This is a genomic window from Streptomyces sp. NPDC006925 (assembly GCF_042869575.1).
Lineage (GTDB): Bacteria > Actinomycetota > Actinomycetes > Streptomycetales > Streptomycetaceae > Streptomyces.
Genome location: NZ_JBIAGB010000011.1, coordinates 67,690 through 83,294 on the forward strand (window position 1 = coordinate 67,690; position 15,605 = coordinate 83,294).

The 15,605-nt window shown below is 73.5% G+C and carries 15 protein-coding genes; 7 read left to right on the forward strand and 8 right to left on the reverse strand.

Features of this window, described 5'->3' with window-relative positions:
* Positions 1–20 precede the first annotated feature (20 nt).
* Positions 21–1,028 carry a lytic polysaccharide monooxygenase gene (locus ACFYNS_RS17050; RefSeq protein ID WP_388603564.1) on the reverse strand — a complete coding sequence of 336 codons (1,008 nt, stop codon included), beginning with the start codon at positions 1,026–1,028 and terminating at the stop codon, positions 21–23.
* Between the two features lie 423 nt (positions 1,029–1,451).
* On the opposite strand from ACFYNS_RS17050, the gene ACFYNS_RS17055 reads away from it, so the two are divergent.
* Both ACFYNS_RS17055 and ACFYNS_RS17060 read left to right on the forward strand, forming a co-directional pair.
* On the forward strand, positions 1,452–2,648 hold the full coding sequence (locus ACFYNS_RS17055) for an RNA-guided endonuclease TnpB family protein (protein ID WP_360303010.1): 1,197 nt from the start codon (positions 1,452–1,454) through the stop codon (positions 2,646–2,648).
* Positions 2,649–2,763: 115 nt separating this feature from the next.
* The gene (locus ACFYNS_RS17060) at positions 2,764–3,960 is read left to right on the forward strand and encodes a MarP family serine protease (RefSeq protein WP_360303012.1); all 1,197 of its coding nucleotides are present in this window, start codon (positions 2,764–2,766) and stop codon (positions 3,958–3,960) included.
* Positions 3,961–3,993: 33 nt separating this feature from the next.
* Here ACFYNS_RS17060 and ACFYNS_RS17065 read toward each other — a convergent pair whose 3' ends face one another.
* Positions 3,994–4,926: a GNAT family N-acetyltransferase gene (locus tag ACFYNS_RS17065; protein ID WP_360303014.1), complete on the reverse strand. Its 933-nt coding sequence runs from the start codon at positions 4,924–4,926 to the stop codon at positions 3,994–3,996.
* Positions 4,927–5,021: 95 nt separating this feature from the next.
* On the opposite strand from ACFYNS_RS17065, the gene ACFYNS_RS17070 reads away from it, so the two are divergent.
* Positions 5,022–5,414 carry a GntR family transcriptional regulator gene (locus tag ACFYNS_RS17070; RefSeq protein ID WP_360303016.1) on the forward strand — a complete coding sequence of 131 codons (393 nt, stop codon included), beginning with the start codon at positions 5,022–5,024 and terminating at the stop codon, positions 5,412–5,414.
* 75 nt (positions 5,415–5,489) lie between these two features.
* Here the strand turns inward: ACFYNS_RS17070 and ACFYNS_RS17075 are convergent, their stop codons facing one another.
* Together ACFYNS_RS17075 and ACFYNS_RS17080 are read right to left on the reverse strand one after the other, a co-directional pair.
* Positions 5,490–6,098, reverse strand: a complete 609-nt coding sequence (locus tag ACFYNS_RS17075; protein ID WP_360303018.1) for a hypothetical protein — start codon at positions 6,096–6,098, stop codon at positions 5,490–5,492.
* A gap of 147 nt (positions 6,099–6,245) precedes the next feature.
* Positions 6,246–7,460, reverse strand: a complete 1,215-nt coding sequence (locus ACFYNS_RS17080) for a DUF5925 domain-containing protein (protein WP_360300061.1) — start codon at positions 7,458–7,460, stop codon at positions 6,246–6,248.
* Positions 7,461–7,756: 296 nt separating this feature from the next.
* On the opposite strand from ACFYNS_RS17080, the gene ACFYNS_RS17085 reads away from it, so the two are divergent.
* Positions 7,757–8,023, forward strand: coding sequence for a hypothetical protein (locus ACFYNS_RS17085; protein WP_037705985.1), 267 nt, complete (start codon positions 7,757–7,759; stop codon positions 8,021–8,023).
* Positions 8,024–8,208: 185 nt separating this feature from the next.
* On the opposite strand, the gene ACFYNS_RS17090 is transcribed toward ACFYNS_RS17085, so the two are convergent.
* Entirely contained in the window at positions 8,209–8,985 is a 777-nt protein-coding gene (locus tag ACFYNS_RS17090) for a GntR family transcriptional regulator (protein WP_360300058.1), read from the reverse strand.
* A gap of 108 nt (positions 8,986–9,093) precedes the next feature.
* Positions 9,094–10,473: a homogentisate 1,2-dioxygenase gene (gene hmgA, locus ACFYNS_RS17095; protein WP_388603716.1), complete on the reverse strand. Its 1,380-nt coding sequence runs from the start codon at positions 10,471–10,473 to the stop codon at positions 9,094–9,096.
* 182 nt (positions 10,474–10,655) lie between these two features.
* Between hmgA and ACFYNS_RS17100 the strand changes: the two genes are divergently transcribed.
* The 3 genes from ACFYNS_RS17100 to ACFYNS_RS17110 all read left to right on the forward strand — a co-directional run bounded on the left by ACFYNS_RS17100 (position 10,656) and on the right by ACFYNS_RS17110 (position 13,996).
* Positions 10,656–12,074 (forward strand): aldehyde dehydrogenase family protein, encoded by a 1,419-nt coding sequence (locus ACFYNS_RS17100; protein ID WP_388603568.1) that lies wholly within the window; start codon positions 10,656–10,658, stop codon positions 12,072–12,074.
* 76 nt (positions 12,075–12,150) lie between these two features.
* The gene (locus tag ACFYNS_RS17105) at positions 12,151–13,236 is read left to right on the forward strand and encodes a zinc-binding dehydrogenase (RefSeq protein ID WP_360300049.1); all 1,086 of its coding nucleotides are present in this window, start codon (positions 12,151–12,153) and stop codon (positions 13,234–13,236) included.
* 124 nt (positions 13,237–13,360) lie between these two features.
* Complete coding sequence (locus tag ACFYNS_RS17110) at positions 13,361–13,996, forward strand: TetR/AcrR family transcriptional regulator (RefSeq protein WP_360300046.1); 636 nt, start codon at positions 13,361–13,363, stop codon at positions 13,994–13,996.
* On the opposite strand, the gene ACFYNS_RS17115 is transcribed toward ACFYNS_RS17110, so the two are convergent.
* Both ACFYNS_RS17115 and ACFYNS_RS17120 read right to left on the reverse strand, forming a co-directional pair.
* Positions 13,977–14,441 carry a MaoC family dehydratase gene (locus ACFYNS_RS17115; RefSeq protein WP_019355358.1) on the reverse strand — a complete coding sequence of 155 codons (465 nt, stop codon included), beginning with the start codon at positions 14,439–14,441 and terminating at the stop codon, positions 13,977–13,979. The genes ACFYNS_RS17110 and ACFYNS_RS17115 overlap by 20 nt on opposite strands.
* Before the next feature lie 238 nt (positions 14,442–14,679).
* Entirely contained in the window at positions 14,680–15,261 is a 582-nt protein-coding gene (locus ACFYNS_RS17120) for a hypothetical protein (protein WP_388603572.1), read from the reverse strand.
* Positions 15,262–15,605: the final 344 nt, after the last annotated feature.

Sequence of the window (15,605 nt, forward strand, 5' to 3'; positions counted from 1 at the left end):
GCCGTACGCGATCGGCGCGGTCAGCCGCGCGGCGGGGCCGAGGAGGCGGCCCTGCGGCGGGCGGCGGCGACCAGCCCGGCACCCGCCGCGAGAACCGCGGCGCCGCCCACGGCGAGCGGGACCGTACTGCTGTCGCCACCGGTCTTGGCCAGGTCGGCGTCCTCATCCCCGCCGCGCGGCGCGGCTCCGCCCTGCGGCGCGGGCCCCTCACCGTCCGGCCCGGAGCCGGGAGCGGCGGAGTCGTCGCGGTGTCCGGCGCCGCCTTCCGTGCCGTGCCCGGAACCGCCGTCCCCGCCGCCGTGTCCGCCGTGGTCCACGGTCGACTTGTCCGCACCCGCCTCGATCTGCTGCTCGTCGGGCGCCTTCGGCGCCTTCCCGGCGCCGTCGCCGCCCTCTCCGCCGAAGGTGACGTCCGAGCAGGTGTAGAACGCCTCAGGGCTGTCCGAGCGCTGCCAGATGCTGTAGACGAGGTGCCGCCCCGACTTCTCCGGCACGGTGCCCTCGATGACGTAGCTGCCGTCCTCCAGCGCCGGGTCGGTCGCCTTCGCGAACGGCTCCGGTTCCAGGTCGGACCAGGTCAGCGGTTCGGACGGGTCGTAGCCTTCCTTGGTCAGATACAGCTCGAAGGTGCCTTTGTGCGGCGCGGTGGCCCGGTACCGGAAGGTGTGCGGACCGGCCTTCATCGCGGTGGCCGGCCAGTCCGTACGGGGCAGGTCCAGCCCCTTGTACTTGTCCCGGCCCGCGCTGCACAGCTTCCCGTCCGGAATGATCTGCCGGTGCCTGCCCGCCGCGTCCGGGATGTTGACCTCGTTCCAGTCGTAGAACGCCTGCGTCCCGCTCGCGGCGACCGCCGCCTTGCACGCCGCCGACTGCGGACTCTCGGGTCCCTCGGCGAAGCAGGCGGACACCCGGCTGACCGGGTCGGCCATCGAACCGTGCGCGGCGGCGGGGACGGCCGTCGCCAGGACCAGCGCGAGCGGTGCGGCGCCCAGCGCGGCGATTCCTGCGGCCGTGCGGCGAACGGACATGTGAAGGGCTCCTTGTCACGGGGAAACGCCGCCCTCAGGCGGCAGGTGCGGGGACCGGAACGGGCTCGGGGCGCACCGCCTCCCCAGCGGATTGCTGCCGAACCCGCCCCGGTGGCCAGCACGTTAGCCACGCCTAGGGCCCGGAACGGCCCGTCGGCGGCCGCTGCCGGGATCCTTAGGGATCGCTTAAGGCGGGTCTAAGCACCCCGACAGGCTCGGGGCCGCGGCACGCCGCGCGGAACCGCGAGCTGGGCTTATGCGTTTTCATCGTGACTCCTTCGTGGATACCCCCACCTTCAGGTGGGGGAGGAAGCGAAGCACCTGCGAAGCAGGGCAACGGGCTGCGATTCGCCCCCAGGGCGGACCGCAGTGCTCTGACCCGCAGGTTTGATCTTCACCTGCGGTCTGGCTAGTTTGTGAGCCATGACCAGGGCTCACGTGAAGCGGGCGTTCAAGTACCGCTTCTACCCGACGGATGCGCAGGCAGCAGAGCTGTCGCGCACCTTCGGGTGTGTGCGGAAGGTCTACAACCTGGCGCTCGCGGCCCGCACCGAGGCGTGGGTGCGGGGTGAGCGGGTCAACTACAACCAGACGTCGGCGCTTCTGACCGTGTGGAAGAAGACTGAGGAGCTGGCCTACCTGTCCGAGGTGTCCTCGGTGCCGTTGCAGCAGACGCTGCGGCACTTGCAGGTGGCGTTCACCAACTTCTTCGGGAAGCGGGCCAAGTACCCGCGTTTCAAGTCCCGCAAGAAGTCCAGGAAGTCCGCCGAGTACACGACCAGTGCGTTCCGGTACCGGGACGGCAGGATCACTCTGGCCAGGATGACCGAGCCACTGGAGGTCGTGTGGTCCCGGCCACTGCCCGAGGGTGTGTCTCCGTCCACGGTCACCGTGTCGCAGGACAGTGCGGGACGTTGGTTTGTGTCGATACTGTGCGACGACCCGGCCGTGAAGCCGCTGCCCGCCACCGGTGCGGCGGTCGGCATCGACGTGGGCCTGACCCACCTGCTGACCCTCTCAACCGGCGAGAAGCTCGCCAACCCCCGGCACGAGCGCCGCGACCGTGCACGTCTGGCCCTGGCCCAGCGCCGCCTGGCGAAGAAGGCCAAGGGCGACGGCGCCAACCGGGCCAAGGCCCGGCGCAAGGTCGCCAGGATCCACGCCCGGATCACCGACCGGCGCCGTGACCACCTGCACAAGCTGACCACTCGACTCGTGCGTGAAAACCAAACGCTCGTGATCGAGGACCTGACCGTGCGCAACATGGTCAAGAACCGCAGCCTGGCCCGCGCCGTCTCCGACGCCGCATGGTCCGACTTCCGGAACATGCTGGAGTACAAAGCTGCCTGGTACGGGCGGGAAGTGGTCGCGGTGGACCGCTTCTTCCCCTCCTCCAAGCTGTGCTCCGCCTGCGGCACTATCGCATCGAAGATGCCCCTGCACGTCCGCACCTGGACGTGCGGCTGCGGAATCACCCACGACCGCGACGTGAACGCGGCGAAGAACCTTCTGGCGGCCGGGCTGGCCGTGTCTGTCTGTGGAGCTGGTGTAAGACCTCAACGGAGTTCTCCGGGCGGGCAGTCGGCGACGAAGCAGAAAACCCCACGGCGCGAGCCGTAGGAATCCCCTCCCTTCAGGGAGGGGAGGATGTCAACCCTGAACGCCCCGCCCGGCCCCCGCGGACCCCGCCGCGGACCGCGGCGGACACCCAGCGCACGAAGGGAGGGAGCAGGCCGTGAACCTGCTGGATCTGCTCCTGATCGTCGCGGCGCTCGCCTATGCCGGTTCCGGATACCACCGGGGGCTGGTCGCGGGCCTGGTCTCGCTGGCCGGGTTCGTCGGGGGCGCCTCCCTCGGCGTGTGGCTGCTCCCCTACGTCCTCCGCCTCGCGGACCGCGGCACCACCACCGCCACCCTGCTCGCACTGCTGACCGTGCTGGTGCCCGCGCTGGCCGGGCACGCGCTGGCCTCCCAGTTCGCCTGGCGGATACGCCACGCGCTCCGCCGCACCCCCGCGCGCTGGGTGGACGGAGCGGGCGGCGCCCTCGTCAACGTCGTCGCCGTCCTCGTCGTCGGCTGGATGGCGGGCAGCGCGCTCGCGGCCTCCCCCTCGCCCGCGCTCAACCAGGCCATACGGGGCTCCGCGCTGCTGGAGGGGGTGCACGAGCGGATGCCCGACAGTGCGGCGACCTGGTTCAACCGTGCCACCGGCGCGCTCACCACGGCGGGCTTCCCACCGGTCTTCAACCCCTTCGAACAGGAGCCGGGCGCATCCGTGCCGCAGCCGTCCGGGGACGCCGTCACCGAGGCGGCGACCTCCGCCGCACGGCGCAGCACGGTCAAGGTCGAGGGCGTCGCCGACGTGCGGGGCGGCAGGCAGGGGCAGGAGGGCAGCGGGTTCGTCTACGCCCGCGGCCATGTGATGACCAACGCGCACGTCGTCGCCGGTGTCGACGCGCCGACCGTCCGGGTCGGCGGCGTCGGCCGCCCCTACCCGGCCCGGGTCGTCCTCTTCGACCCGGACAAGGACATCGCCGTCCTGGACGTGCCGGGCCTGGAGGCGCCCGCGCTGCGGTTCGCGGGGGACGCCGGACGGGGGGACCGGGCCGTGGTGGCCGGCTATCCGGAGAACGGCGGCCTCGACCTGCGCGCCGCGGCCGTGGCGGCCCGCACCCCGGCGCGCGGCCAGGACATCTACGGAGGCTCGCTGACCACCCGGGACATCTACGCCATCCGCTCCCAGGTCCGCCCGGGCAACTCCGGCGGACCGCTGCTGACCTCCGGCGGGCGGGTGTACGGCGTCGTGTTCGCGCGCTCGACCACGGACGCGGGAACCGGATACGCGCTCACCGCCGATCAGGTACGCGGAGCCGCACGGGAGGCCGCGGACGCCACGGCCGCGGTGGACACCGGGAATCGCTCGGCGCTGTGAGACCAGGGCCGCCCGGTCCTGGGCGACGGCCCGTCAGATCCGCTTGACGCACCGCCACTCCGTGGCGACCTCCGCGTAGCCCAGGCGCCGGTTGACGGCCAGCATGGGCTCGTTCGTCGCGTCGTTCCCGGTGTAGGCGTGCCGGTAGCCCGCCGCGCGGGCCCGCCGCAGCGCGGCCAGCTTGGCCAGTCGCGCCAGCCCCCGGCCGCGGAAGGCCCGCCGGGTGCCCGTCATCCCCGACCAGTAGCGGTCCACCCCGTCGGTCTGCGCGACGCTGTAGGCCGCGATCCGCCCGTCCACCAGCGCGACGCTGCTCAGCTCGGCGTTCCAGTCGGGCCGCTGCCAGTTGTGTCGCAGCCACTGCGCGTACGGCGTCCTGCCCACGGGCACGTCGCCCGGCTCGTCGGCGGCGCACTCGGTGTCGGCTTCGTACAGCGGCCGCAGGTCGTCGGCGAACTCGGCGACCCGGTGCAGGGTCACGCCCGGCGGCAGCGGATCGGGCAGCTCCGGCAAGGTGGCGCGGTGCAGTTCGCGTCCGAGGAAGTGCGCCTGCCGGGAGGGGACGTAGCCGCGACGCTCGGCGAACGCGGCGGCGTGGCCGTCCGCGGCAACCCAGCTATATACCCGCCGCACCGCCTGCTCCGCCAGATACGCCTCGCCCGCGGCCACCAGGGCCGAGCCCGCGCCCCGGCCCCGGCGCCCGGGTGGTACCGCCGTGTGCAGAAAGCCCTGACCGGGCGCCACGCTCCCCGCGACCAGGCCCGCCTCCGCACACCCCGCGATCGTGCCGTCCGCGTCCTCGGCCACCAGCAGCCGCCGCCGCTGCCCCGCGGGCGCCTGCGCCACCTCCCAGGCGACCGTCTCGGCCGTGCACACCAGATACGGGATCGTCGCGCGGCGGACGGCGGCCACGGACCGGGCGTCGCCGGGGTCCTCGGGGCTGAAGGTACGGATCAGGGACGTCATGGCGCGGAGGCTACGTCGGCGGCGCGGCGCGGCGCTTCCGGATTTCCCGGGGTGGGGGAGAATCGGCCCGTACCCGCTCGCTCCCCGGAGGACCTGTGCCGCCGAACCCCACGAACGCCCTGGACATCGACCTCGATCCCGACGCGCCGGAAGCGCCCTACGAGCAGGTGCGGTCGCGCATCGCCGCGCTCGCACGCGGCGGCGACCTGCCCACCGGCTACAAACTCCCCACCGTGCGGGGCCTCGCGGAGGAGCTGGGGCTCGCCGCGAACACGGTCGCCAAGGCGTACCGCGCGCTGGAGGCCGACGGCGTCATCGAGACCCGGGGGCGCAACGGCACCTTCATCGCTGCCGCCGGCGGGGTCGCCGAGCGGGAACTGGCCGAGGCGGCGCAGGCGTTCGCCGCCCGGGCGAGGCGGTTGGACGCCGGCCGGGACGCGGCGCTGTCCGCCGCCCGGGACGCGCTCCGGGCCCAGTACGGCGGGTAGCCCGGCCGCTCTCCGGACTGACCCTCGCACCGGCCCCGGACCGGCGCGGCAGGCCTCGCCGCGCCGGTCCGGGGATCAGAGGCGGGCCGCTGCCTTGGTGGCGGTGGTGCGGAACGCGGCGACCGGGGCGTCCGGCAGGGTGCCCATCTCGGCCCAGCGCACCACGGTGACCTTCGTGCCCTTGCGGATCACCGCGAACAGGTTCACGCCGTGCTCCGACTCCGGCGGCGCGGTGTGCACGCCGTAGAGGTGTGCGCTGTCCCCGGCGTCGACCGTGCCGTAGTCGTCCCAGGAAGCCGTGCTGCCGGGGTGGTCCCGCAGCCAGTCGGCGGCGCAGCCCGCCGCGCGGGCCGCCAGCTTCGAGGCGAGTTTGTCCGCCGCCTTCACGGACGCGGTCGTGGTGGCGACCTGGGAGGCGTGGGTGTCGTAGTCGGTGCCGAAGAGGCGGTGGTAGGTGCCGGAGGTGTCGGGCACCGCACCGTCCACGCAGAAGGGTTCCGGGTCCGGCAGCCCCTTGGTGACCGCACCCTCGTACCACGGGGACGTGGCGTGCGGCGGCAGGTCGTCGGCGGTCAGGAAGCCCGGTGCCGCGGTCCGGGCCGGGGCCGCGGCGGCGGTGGCCGTCGCGGCGGTGAGCAGGGCGACGGCGGCGGCGGTGGCCGCGGCGGCGGAGCGGGTACGCATCGTGGGTCCTCCCCCTGGGCGAACTGTCGTGGGGTCAGACCCATGAGCCCGGCCGATGGTTGTCCGCGGCGGGCGGCTGCCGGGCACCCCGCCCCCGGCCCCGGCGAGTGGTGGGCACGGGCCGGGGCCGGGGACGTCGCCCGGCGGTCACAGGTACAGGCCCGCGCTCTCCCGCCGGCCGGGGACGTCTGCGGGCCGCTTGCCCTTCTTCCGGGCGTAGAGCTCCGCCAGGGTGGCGCCGTCGCGGCCGACGCCGTCCTCGGCGCCGAGCCAGGCGACCGCCTCCTCGCGGCTGAGCGAGCCCACCTCGATCCGGGCCAGGCAGCGCCCGGGCCGCACCACCGCCGGGTGCAGCCGCTCCAGGTCCTCGTTCGTGGTGACCCCTACCAGTACGTTGCGGCCCTGGCCCAGCAGCCCGTCGGTGAGGTTCAGCAGCCGGGAGAGCGCCTGCCCCGCCGCGTACTTGGCCTCGCCGCGGATGAGCTCGTCGCAGTCCTCCAGGAGCAGCAGCCGCCAGCGGCCGGACTCCGGGTCGGAGTCGTCCGACCCGATGGCGATGTCCATCAGATAGCCGATGTTGTTGAACAGGTGCTCGGGGTCCAGGACGCAGTCCACCTGGCACCACTCGCTCCAGGACCGGGCCAGCGTGCGCAGCGCGGAGGTCTTGCCGGTGCCGGGCGGGCCGTGCAGCAGCAGCAGGCGCCCGGAGATCTCGTCCGGGGTGACCTTCATCAGATCGTCCATGGCGGTGGCCACCCGGGCCGTGTAGTTCTGCCGCACGTCCGACCAGGCGCCGGCGCTGATGGTGCGGGAGGTGCGGCGCGGGCCGCGCATGGGGGAGTGGTACCAGAACCCCATGGACACCTGGTCCTCCTGCGGCTCGGGCTCGTCCTCCGCGCCGTCCACGGCCTGCCGCAGCCGCTGTTCGGCCAGTTCGTCGGTGACCGCCGTGACCGTGACCTCGGCGCCGCGGTTCCAGCGCGAGACGCGCGCCGTCCAGCCCTCCCCCTCGGCCAGTACCGAGCCGGAGTTGTCGTCCTTGGCCTCCCGCAGGATGTGTGCTCCCGGCGGCAGCAGGGTGCGCCCCTTCTTGACGCGGTCGACGGTGTGGCTGCGTGAGTACGGCTGTTCCCCCAGGGTGAAGCGGCCCAGGAAGAGGGCGTCGATGATGTCGCCGGTGGAGTCGCTGTCGTCGATCTGCAGCCGTGGCACCAGGGCCCGTTCGGGCGCGGTCGGTGCCGGTGCGCCGCTGCCGGCCGCGGTGGCCGCCGCGGTGCCGGGGGCGGGGGTGGCCGGGGGCGTCGTCGAGGTCTCGGAAGCCAGGGCCGCGCTCCTCTGGTCGGGTCGGCGGTCGGTACTCATGACTGCCATGATCCGGCATGGCGGCGGCACTCGCACGCGGGTTTCGCGGCGCGCCACCCGCGCATCCCGGAAACCCGTCCGCCCCCTGTGTGCGCCCGACGCCTCCCGGAATGCGGCGGGTTCGTCCTGGTTCGCGGGACTTCCCGGGGTGCCGGTCAGCTGCCCGGACGGCGTACCGTGTGCGTCAACAGCCTTGTGGGGCAGGTGAATGCTGTGGCCGGGATACACGCATGTCGTAGTCGGGAGATAGGGTTACTCTGCCCGGGCCGGGTGCCCTCGTACGGGTGGGGAGTGACATGGAACAGATAACAGTCGGCAGCAGGGCGCGGGTGCCCGCGATCAAATGCGGTACCGGCGCGACGAGTTCGCGCCTCGATCGGCACCTCTCCGTGCTCGCGGGTCCCGCCGTCCCACCGCGCGAGGCGGAGGACGCGACCACGCTGATGCGGGAGATCACGCAGCGCGACGCGCTGCACAGCCGCACGCGCAACCGCGGTGCGCGGGTCTCCCTCTTCGCCCCGCTGCGCAAGCTGCGCCGCACGCTGTTCGGCGAGCGCGGCTGAAGGCGGCCGCCGGACTGCTCCCTCGCGGAGTCCGCGAATCCTCCGCGGATCCTCTGCGGAACGCGTCCCGGCGGCCGTTTCCCCCTCGCGTCTCCCGTACCCCCCCGCAGCTCCCGTACTTCTCGCACCCCGTCCCGGGCCCGGCCCCGGCTTCCCGGCCCGTTCCTCCCGGCCCGTTGCGCCCGTCACGCCCGTTCGTCGTGGTCCGCCAGGTTCTCCAGCGTCACGGAGAAGGCGAAGCGGTCCCCCCGGTAGTGGATGCGGACCACGTCCACCACACGGCCTGCTTCGTCGTAGGTCACTCCCGTGTAGTGCAGGATCGGGCTCAGCAGCGGCACCCGCAGCAGCCGGGCCGTCTCCGGATCGGCCAGCCGCGCCTCGACCGTGTCCGTGATCCTGCTGATCCGCACCCCCACGGCGTCCCGCAGCACCTTCGTCATCGGCCAGTCGCGGCGCAGATCCGCCGGATCGATGTGGTCGGCGACGTCCCTGCGGACGAGGTTGCAGGCCCAGTTGGTCGGCTCCCCGCTCTCCCGTTCGCAGCGCAGCCGCCGGTAGGCCATCGCCTCCTGCTGGCCGGGGAAGTACTCGGCCAGCTCGGCGGGGACCGGCTCCGGCCCGTGGCCCAACAGCGTGGTGGGCTCCCCGGACTGCTGGGCGACGATCGTGTCCACCGAGCCGAGCAGTCGCACCGGCCGGGCCCGGCGCGCCTCCGGTTCGATGAAGGTGCCGCGCCGCCGGTGCCTGCTGATCAGCCCCTCCGTCTCCAGCTCCTTGAGGGCCTGGCGCATGGTCAGCACGCTGACGCCGTAGTGCTCGGCCAGCCGGTCCTCGGGCGGCAGCCGGTCCGGCGCCTGCGGGGCGCGGCCGAGTATGGAGGCGCGGAGGGACTGGGAGACCTGGTACCAGAGGGGCAGCTTCCGGTTCAGCTCGACGGAGTCGGGGGTGAACAGCGGCGTCATGGGGCGTGCCTCCGGGGTGGGGTCGGCCCGCCCGGGGTCCGCACGGCCGGTGCGGGTCCCGGCGGAGCGGGGCCGCGCGGGCCCACGCGGGCGGACCGACCGGGGACGTCAGGGAGCCGGGAAATGGCGCTCAAGACCCTGCCACACCGCGTCGTAGTCCGCCTGCCGGTGTGCGGCGCCCGCGGCCTGCCCGGTGAGCGTGACCGGCCAGCGCGTCTCGAACATGAAGGCCAGCCCGTCGTCGATCTTCTGCGGTGCCAGCTCGGCGGCCGAGGCCCGCTCGAAGGTCTCCCGGTCGGGCCCGTGCGCCGACATCATGTTGTGGAGCGAGCCTCCGCCCGGTACGAAACCGCCCGCGCCGCCCGCCTTGGCGTCGTAGGCGCCCTCGATCAGGCCCATGTACTCGCTCATCACGTTGCGGTGGAAGTACGGCGGCCGGAAGGTGTCCTCGCCCACCAGCCAGCGGGGTGCGAAGACCACGAAGTCCACCCCGGCCAGCCCCGGGGTGTCCGAGGGCGAGGTCAGTACGGTGAAGATCGAGGGGTCGGGATGGTCGTAGCTGATGCTGCCCAGCACGTTGAAGCGGCGCAGATCGTAGATGTAGGGCAGATGGTTGCCGTGCCAGGCCACGACGTCCAGCGGCGAGTGGTCGTAGACGGCCTTCCACAGGTTGCCGCAGAACTTGTTGACCACCTCGACCGGCCGCTCCACGTCCTCGTAGCCGGCCGTGGGGGCCAGGAAGTCCCGCGCGTTGGCCAGCCCGTTGGCGCCGATCGGCCCCAGGTCGGGCAGGACGAAGGGGCGGCCGTAGTTCTCGCAGACGTACCCGCGCGCGTTCTCCGCCAGCAGTTCCACCCGGAAGCGCACCCCGCGCGGGATCAGCGCCACGTGCCCCGGGGCCGCGCTCAGCGGCCCGAACTCGGTGTGCAGCAGCAGCCCGCCGCGCTCGGGCACGATCAGCAGTTCGCCGTCCGCGTCGCTGAAGACCCGGTCGGTCATGGACGCGTTGGCGGCGTACAGATGTACGGCCATACCGCTGCGCTGCCGTGCGTCGCCGTTGCCGCCCAGCGTCCAGAGACCGTCCAGGAAGTCGGTGCCCTCCGGCACCCGGGGCAGCGGGCCCCAGCGCAGCCGGTTGGGGTCGGGTTCCGTCTCCTGGAAGGGGGCGCTCCGCAGTCCGCCGTTGTCCGCGCGGACGAAGCGGGGGTGCGCTGCCGAGGGGCGGATGCGGTAGAGCCACGAGCGGCGGTTGTGCGCCCGGGGCTCGGTGAAGGCGCTGCCACTCAACTGCTCCGCGTACAGGCCCAGCGGCGCCCGCTGGGGGGAGTTGCGCCCGAGGGGCAGTGCGCCCGGCTCGGCCTCGCTGCTGTGCTCGTTGCCGAACCCGGCCTGGTAGGTCAGGTGCCCGGCCGCGCCGCGCGCCTGATCCCGTGCCTGCTCGGCGGAGGTGCCGGTCCTGCTGGTGGTGCTGTCGGTGCCCTGGCCCATCGCCAACTCCCGCCGCATCATGAATTCCTATGGAGGACCATAGGAATAACGGGGGTCTCCGTCAACGCACCACGCGTGCCCGCCGGACGTGCCGGGGCAGGGGCGGTGCCGGCGGCCCGCGGTGACCCAGGGCACCCCGACGCCGTGCTGACACCTTGCTGACCCGACAGTAGGTTTGCCCCATGAAGGCACACGACGGCATGTACATCGACGGCGCCTGGCGCCCCGCTGCGGGCACCGGGACGATCGAGGTCACCAACCCCGCCGACGGAACCCTCCTGGCCACCGTCCCCGCGGGCGGTCCCGAAGACGTCGCGGCAGCCGTGCGCGCCGCCCGCGCGGCGCTGCCCGGCTGGGCCGCCACCCCGCCGGCGGAACGCGCCGCGCGGCTGGACGCGCTCCGGCGGATCCTCACCGACCGGCGCGAGGAGATCGCCCGGACCGTCACCGCCGAACTCGGCTCCCCGCTCACCCTCTCGCAGAAGGTGCACGCCGCCGTGCCGATCGCCGTCTGCACCGGCTACGCGGAGCTCGCCGCCGCGTACTCCTTCGAGGAGCGGCTGGGCAACTCCCTGGTGCTGCGCGAGCCGGTCGGAGTCGTCGGTGCCATCACCCCGTGGAACTACCCGCTGCACCAGATCGTCGCCAAGGCCGCACCGGCCCTCGCCGCCGGCTGCACCATGGTGCTCAAACCGGCCGAGGACACCCCGCTGGTCGCCCAGTTGTTCGCGGAGGCCGTCGACGAGGCGGGGGTGCCCGCCGGGGTCTTCAACCTGGTCACCGGGCTCGGCCCGGTCGCCGGACAGGCGCTGGCCGAGCACGAGGACATCGACCTGCTCTCCTTCACCGGCTCCACCGCCGTCGGCCGCCGCATCGGCGCGGCGGCCGCGTCCGGCGTCAAGCGTGTCGCGCTCGAACTCGGCGGCAAGTCGGCCAACGTCATCCTGCCCGGTGCGGACCTGGCGAAGGCCGTGAAGGTCGGGGTCGCCAACGTGATGTCCAACTCCGGCCAGACATGCAGCGCCTGGACCCGGATGCTGGTGGACTCCGAGCGCTACGAGGAGGCCGTACGGCTGGCCGCCGAAGCCACCGCCAAGTACACCACCGGGGACCCGCTGGACGAGGCCACCCGCGTCGGCCCCCTCGTCAACGCCGCGCAGCGCGAGAGGGTCACCGGCTACATCGAGCGCGGCCGCGAGGAAGGGGCCCGGCTGGTGGCGGGCGGCGCCGAGCCCCCCGAGGGCGCGGAGCGCGGCCACTACGTCCGGCCCACCGTCTTCGCCGACGTCACCCCCGGGATGACCATCGCCCAGGAGGAGATCTTCGGCCCCGTCCTGTCCCTGCTGAAGTACGAGGACACCGAGGACGCGCTGCGGATCGCCAACGGCACCGTCTACGGCCTGGCCGGCGCCGTGTGGTCCGAGGACGAGGAGGAGGCCGTCGCCTTCGCACGCCGGATGGAGACCGGACAGGTCGACATCAACGGCGGCCGGTTCAACCCCCTGGCGCCGTTCGGCGGGTACAAGCAGTCCGGCGTCGGCCGGGAACTGGGCGTGCACGGCCTGGAGGAGTATCTGCAGACCAAGTCCCTCCAGCTCTGAGAACCGCGCTCACACCGGCCGCGCCGGGCCGGTCCGTCCGAGGCCACCTCCGTCCCGCATCCCGCTTGGAGCCCGCATGGTTCGCGCCCTCGTCCTGCCCGCCGTCTCGGCACCCCTGGAGGTCACCTCGATAGCCCTGCCGGATCCCGGACCCGGCCAGGTGCGGGTGCGGCTCGCCGCCGCCGGGGTCTGCCACTCCGACCTCTCGCTGGCCAACGGCACCCTGCGCCAGCCCGTACCCGCCGTCCTCGGCCACGAGGGCGCGGGAACCGTCGTCGCCGTGGGCGAGGACGTACGGGATGTCGCCCCCGGTGACCGGGTCGTCCTCAACTGGGCACCGAGCTGCGGCGAGTGCCACTTCTGCGCGCAGCTGTCCGAGCCCTGGCTGTGCGTGCGCGCCAACGACGCCACCACCACCCCCTACGCGCGCACCCGCAGCGGCGACGGCCTCTACCCCGGGCTGAGCGTCGCCGCCTTCGCCGAGGAGACGGTCGTCCCGCGCCGGGCCGTCCTCCCGCTGCCTGCGGGGGTGCCGCTGGAGGACGCGGCGCTGCTGGGCTGCGCCATGCTCACGGGGTACGGCGCGGTGCACCACAGCGCCCGGGTACGGGTGGGCGAATCCGTCGCGGTGTTCGGCGTGGGCGGGGTGGGGCTGGCCACCCTGCAGTCGGCGCGGCTGGCCGGTGCCGGACAGATCGTGGCGGTGGACGTCTCTGCGGAGAAGGAGGAGATGGCCCGGGCCGCCGGGGCGACGGACTTCGTGGTGGCGGGAGAGAAGACCGCCAAGGAGGTCCGCGCGCTCACCGAGGGCGGCTACGGCGCCGATGTGGCCATCGAGTGCGTGGGGCGGGCCGCGACCGTCCGCGCCGCCTGGGACTGCACCCGGCGAGGCGGCCGGGCCGTCGTGGTCGGCATCGGGGGCAAGGACGAGCAGGTCTCCTTCTCGGCGCTGGAGATCTTCCACTTCGCGCGGGAGCTGCGGGGCTGCGTCTACGGCGACTCCGATCCCGCCCGGGACGTCCCCGTGCTGGCCCAGCATGTGCGGGACGGACGGCTGGAGCTCGGGGCGCTGGTGAGCGAGCGGGTCGGGCTGGAGGGGGTCGGGGACGCCTTCGCGGCCATGCGGGCCGGGCGGGGCGGGCGCACGCTGGTGGTCTTCTGAACCTCGGCCGGCCGCCGGGGCGCGGCGGTCTTCCGGGCCCCGGCGGGGTCCGGCCCACCGCGAGGGTCCAGGCCCCGGCGGGGTCCGGACTAAGCATCCGCTCAGTGCGCAGTAAGCTGGGCGGATGACGACGGGTGAGATCGATGAATCCTTCGGCGGCGTCACCCCGGACGCCGCCCGCCGCCTGCTGCTGGGTGCCGTGGAGGCGTTCGCCGAGCGGGGTTTCCACGCCACCACCACCCGCGACATCGCCCAACGTGCGGGGATGAGTCCCGCCGCGCTCTACATCCACTACAAGACCAAGGAAGAGCTGCTCTTCCACATCAGCAGGGTCGGCCACGAGCGCTCGGTGGCGGTGCTGGAGGAGGCCGTCGCGAGCGCGCCCGACTGCGCGGAGCGGCTCGCCGGTGCCGTCCGCGCGTTCGTGCGCTGGCACGCGGAGCACCACACCACGGCGCGGGTCGTCCAGTACGAGCTGGCGGCGCTGGGGGAGGAGCACTACGCGCGCATCGTGCTGCTGCGCAGGCGCAGTGAGGAGATTCTGCGCGCGGTCCTGGAGGAGGGCGTGGCGGCCGGGGAGTTCGACATCCCGGACCTGCGGGGCACGGCGCTGGCCGTGATGTCGCTGTGCATCGACGTCGCCCGCTGGTTCAGCCCGGAGGGCCGCAGGACGCCGGACGAGATCGGCGCGCTGTACGCCGATCTCGCCCTGCGGATGGCGGGCCACCGGCCCGCCGGTCTCACCAGTAGTAGCGGCTGAGGCTCACCGCGACGCACACCGGCTTGTCGCCGCCCTCCCGTTCCACCGTCACCTGCGCGGCGACCTGCACCCCGCCGTCCGGCGTCTCGCTGACGTCGGCCAGGGTCGCCCGGGCACGCAGCCGGGAGCCGACGGGCACGGGGGCGGGGAAGCGCACCTTGTCGGTGCCGTAGTTGACGCCCATCCGCACCCCTTCGACGCGCAGGATCTGCGGGACGAGTGCGGGCAGCAGCGACAGGGTCAGATAGCCGTGTGCGATGGTGCTCCCGAAGGGGCCCTCGGCGGCGCGTTCCGGGTCCACGTGGATCCACTGGTGGTCACCGGTCGCGTCCGCGAAGAGGTCGATGCGCTTCTGGTCCACCTCAAGCCAGTCGCTGACGCCCAGCTCCTGGCCGACTGCGGCGCGCAGCTCCGGGGCCGAGGTGAAAACCTGGGGTTCCGCCATGCAAACAACCTCCCACGCTGGTAAGTCGCGGAGCAGATGCCGAATAAGCGATTGCTCAGCACGTGCCCGTCAGCATGCCAGCAGGGCCCCGCGGGGCGCCACCCCGGCCCCCGGTGCCGACTGCCGCGCCCCCGGTCGGTGCCGCAGTCCGGCGCAGCGCCTCTCCGGTGCCCCGTCCGGTCCGTCGGCGTGTCCGGCCGGCTCCGCGGCGCCGCGGTCGTCCGTGCGCGGCGGCCGCTCAGCCCTGGGAGGGCAGCGGACTGCCGAACCCGAGCCGGGAGCCGGCGCCCGCGCGGTGCGGATTGCGGCTCTCGCGGCGGGCGGTGCCCTCGGTGCGGATCTCCGTGCGGCCCCCCCGCTCCATGCGCAGGGCGCGGCGGTAGGGGGGCGCGTCCCGGACGCCGCCCGGCATGGCGATCATGCGGCGCAGCACCTCCGCCAGCCGGGGAGTCGGTGGCCGGGCCGGATCGCACCGCAGCAGCGACCTGCCGCCCCACGTTCCGCGGTGCCACTCGTCGAGTGCGGTCGGCTGCCTGATCCCCTTGTGCTTCTCGCGCCTGCGGCGGGCGGCGACTTCGGACTCGTAGGCGAGCCAGACCGCGCGGGCCTCCTCCAGTTCCTCCAGGGCCGCGACGAGCAGCGCGGGGTCGGGTTCGCGGTCCTCCGGGTCGAACCCGGCGTTCCTGCACAGGTGTTGCCAGGTGGCGCGGTGTCCGTAGGGGGCGAACCGCTCCAGGCACTTGCGCAGCGCCTGTCGCCGCTGGGACCGTTCTCTGTCCGGATCCCGGACCTGTCGGGCGAGCGCTCTGAAACCGGCCAATCATCCCACCTCCGGCGGAGAGGACCCGTGTCGTCGGGGATGTGACGTGCCGCCCCGCGGTTCGGATCCGTCTCCGGCGATGCTTTTTCGCGCGGAGAGCGCGCACTTGCTTCGGCGTGGCGGATTACCCCGGATGCGGTCCGCTATTCCTGTAAGGGCTGCGACCCCGCCTCATCGGGCGCAGCCGCTTCCGGGGTCTCCACCGGTCACGCATGCGCGGCGCCGCGCGCCGCCCACAGCAGAGGAACGAGCCTGCGGCCGCCGCCGTTCCCGAAGCAGTGCCGGGCGGGTCGCCGGCACCCCTTCCGCAAAGACATACCGACTGGTTAGTCTGCCGATCGGGC

Coding starts and splice junctions, on each gene's coding strand:
- ACFYNS_RS17115 (WP_019355358.1), bottom strand. CDS start 14,441: ATGGCGGAACCCCAGGTTTTCACCTCGGCCCCGGAGCTGCGCGCCGCA.
- hmgA (WP_388603716.1), bottom strand. CDS start 10,473: ATGGGCCAGGGCACCGACAGCACCACCAGCAGGACCGGCACCTCCGCC.
- ACFYNS_RS17080 (WP_360300061.1), bottom strand. CDS start 7,460: ATGAGTACCGACCGCCGACCCGACCAGAGGAGCGCGGCCCTGGCTTCC.
- ACFYNS_RS17055 (WP_360303010.1), top strand. CDS start 1,452: ATGACCAGGGCTCACGTGAAGCGGGCGTTCAAGTACCGCTTCTACCCG.
- ACFYNS_RS17085 (WP_037705985.1), top strand. CDS start 7,757: ATGGAACAGATAACAGTCGGCAGCAGGGCGCGGGTGCCCGCGATCAAA.
- ACFYNS_RS17050 (WP_388603564.1), bottom strand. CDS start 1,028: ATGTCCGTTCGCCGCACGGCCGCAGGAATCGCCGCGCTGGGCGCCGCA.
- ACFYNS_RS17075 (WP_360303018.1), bottom strand. CDS start 6,098: ATGCGTACCCGCTCCGCCGCCGCGGCCACCGCCGCCGCCGTCGCCCTG.
- ACFYNS_RS17090 (WP_360300058.1), bottom strand. CDS start 8,985: ATGACGCCGCTGTTCACCCCCGACTCCGTCGAGCTGAACCGGAAGCTG.
- ACFYNS_RS17100 (WP_388603568.1), top strand. CDS start 10,656: ATGAAGGCACACGACGGCATGTACATCGACGGCGCCTGGCGCCCCGCT.
- ACFYNS_RS17105 (WP_360300049.1), top strand. CDS start 12,151: ATGGTTCGCGCCCTCGTCCTGCCCGCCGTCTCGGCACCCCTGGAGGTC.
- ACFYNS_RS17110 (WP_360300046.1), top strand. CDS start 13,361: ATGACGACGGGTGAGATCGATGAATCCTTCGGCGGCGTCACCCCGGAC.
- ACFYNS_RS17065 (WP_360303014.1), bottom strand. CDS start 4,926: ATGACGTCCCTGATCCGTACCTTCAGCCCCGAGGACCCCGGCGACGCC.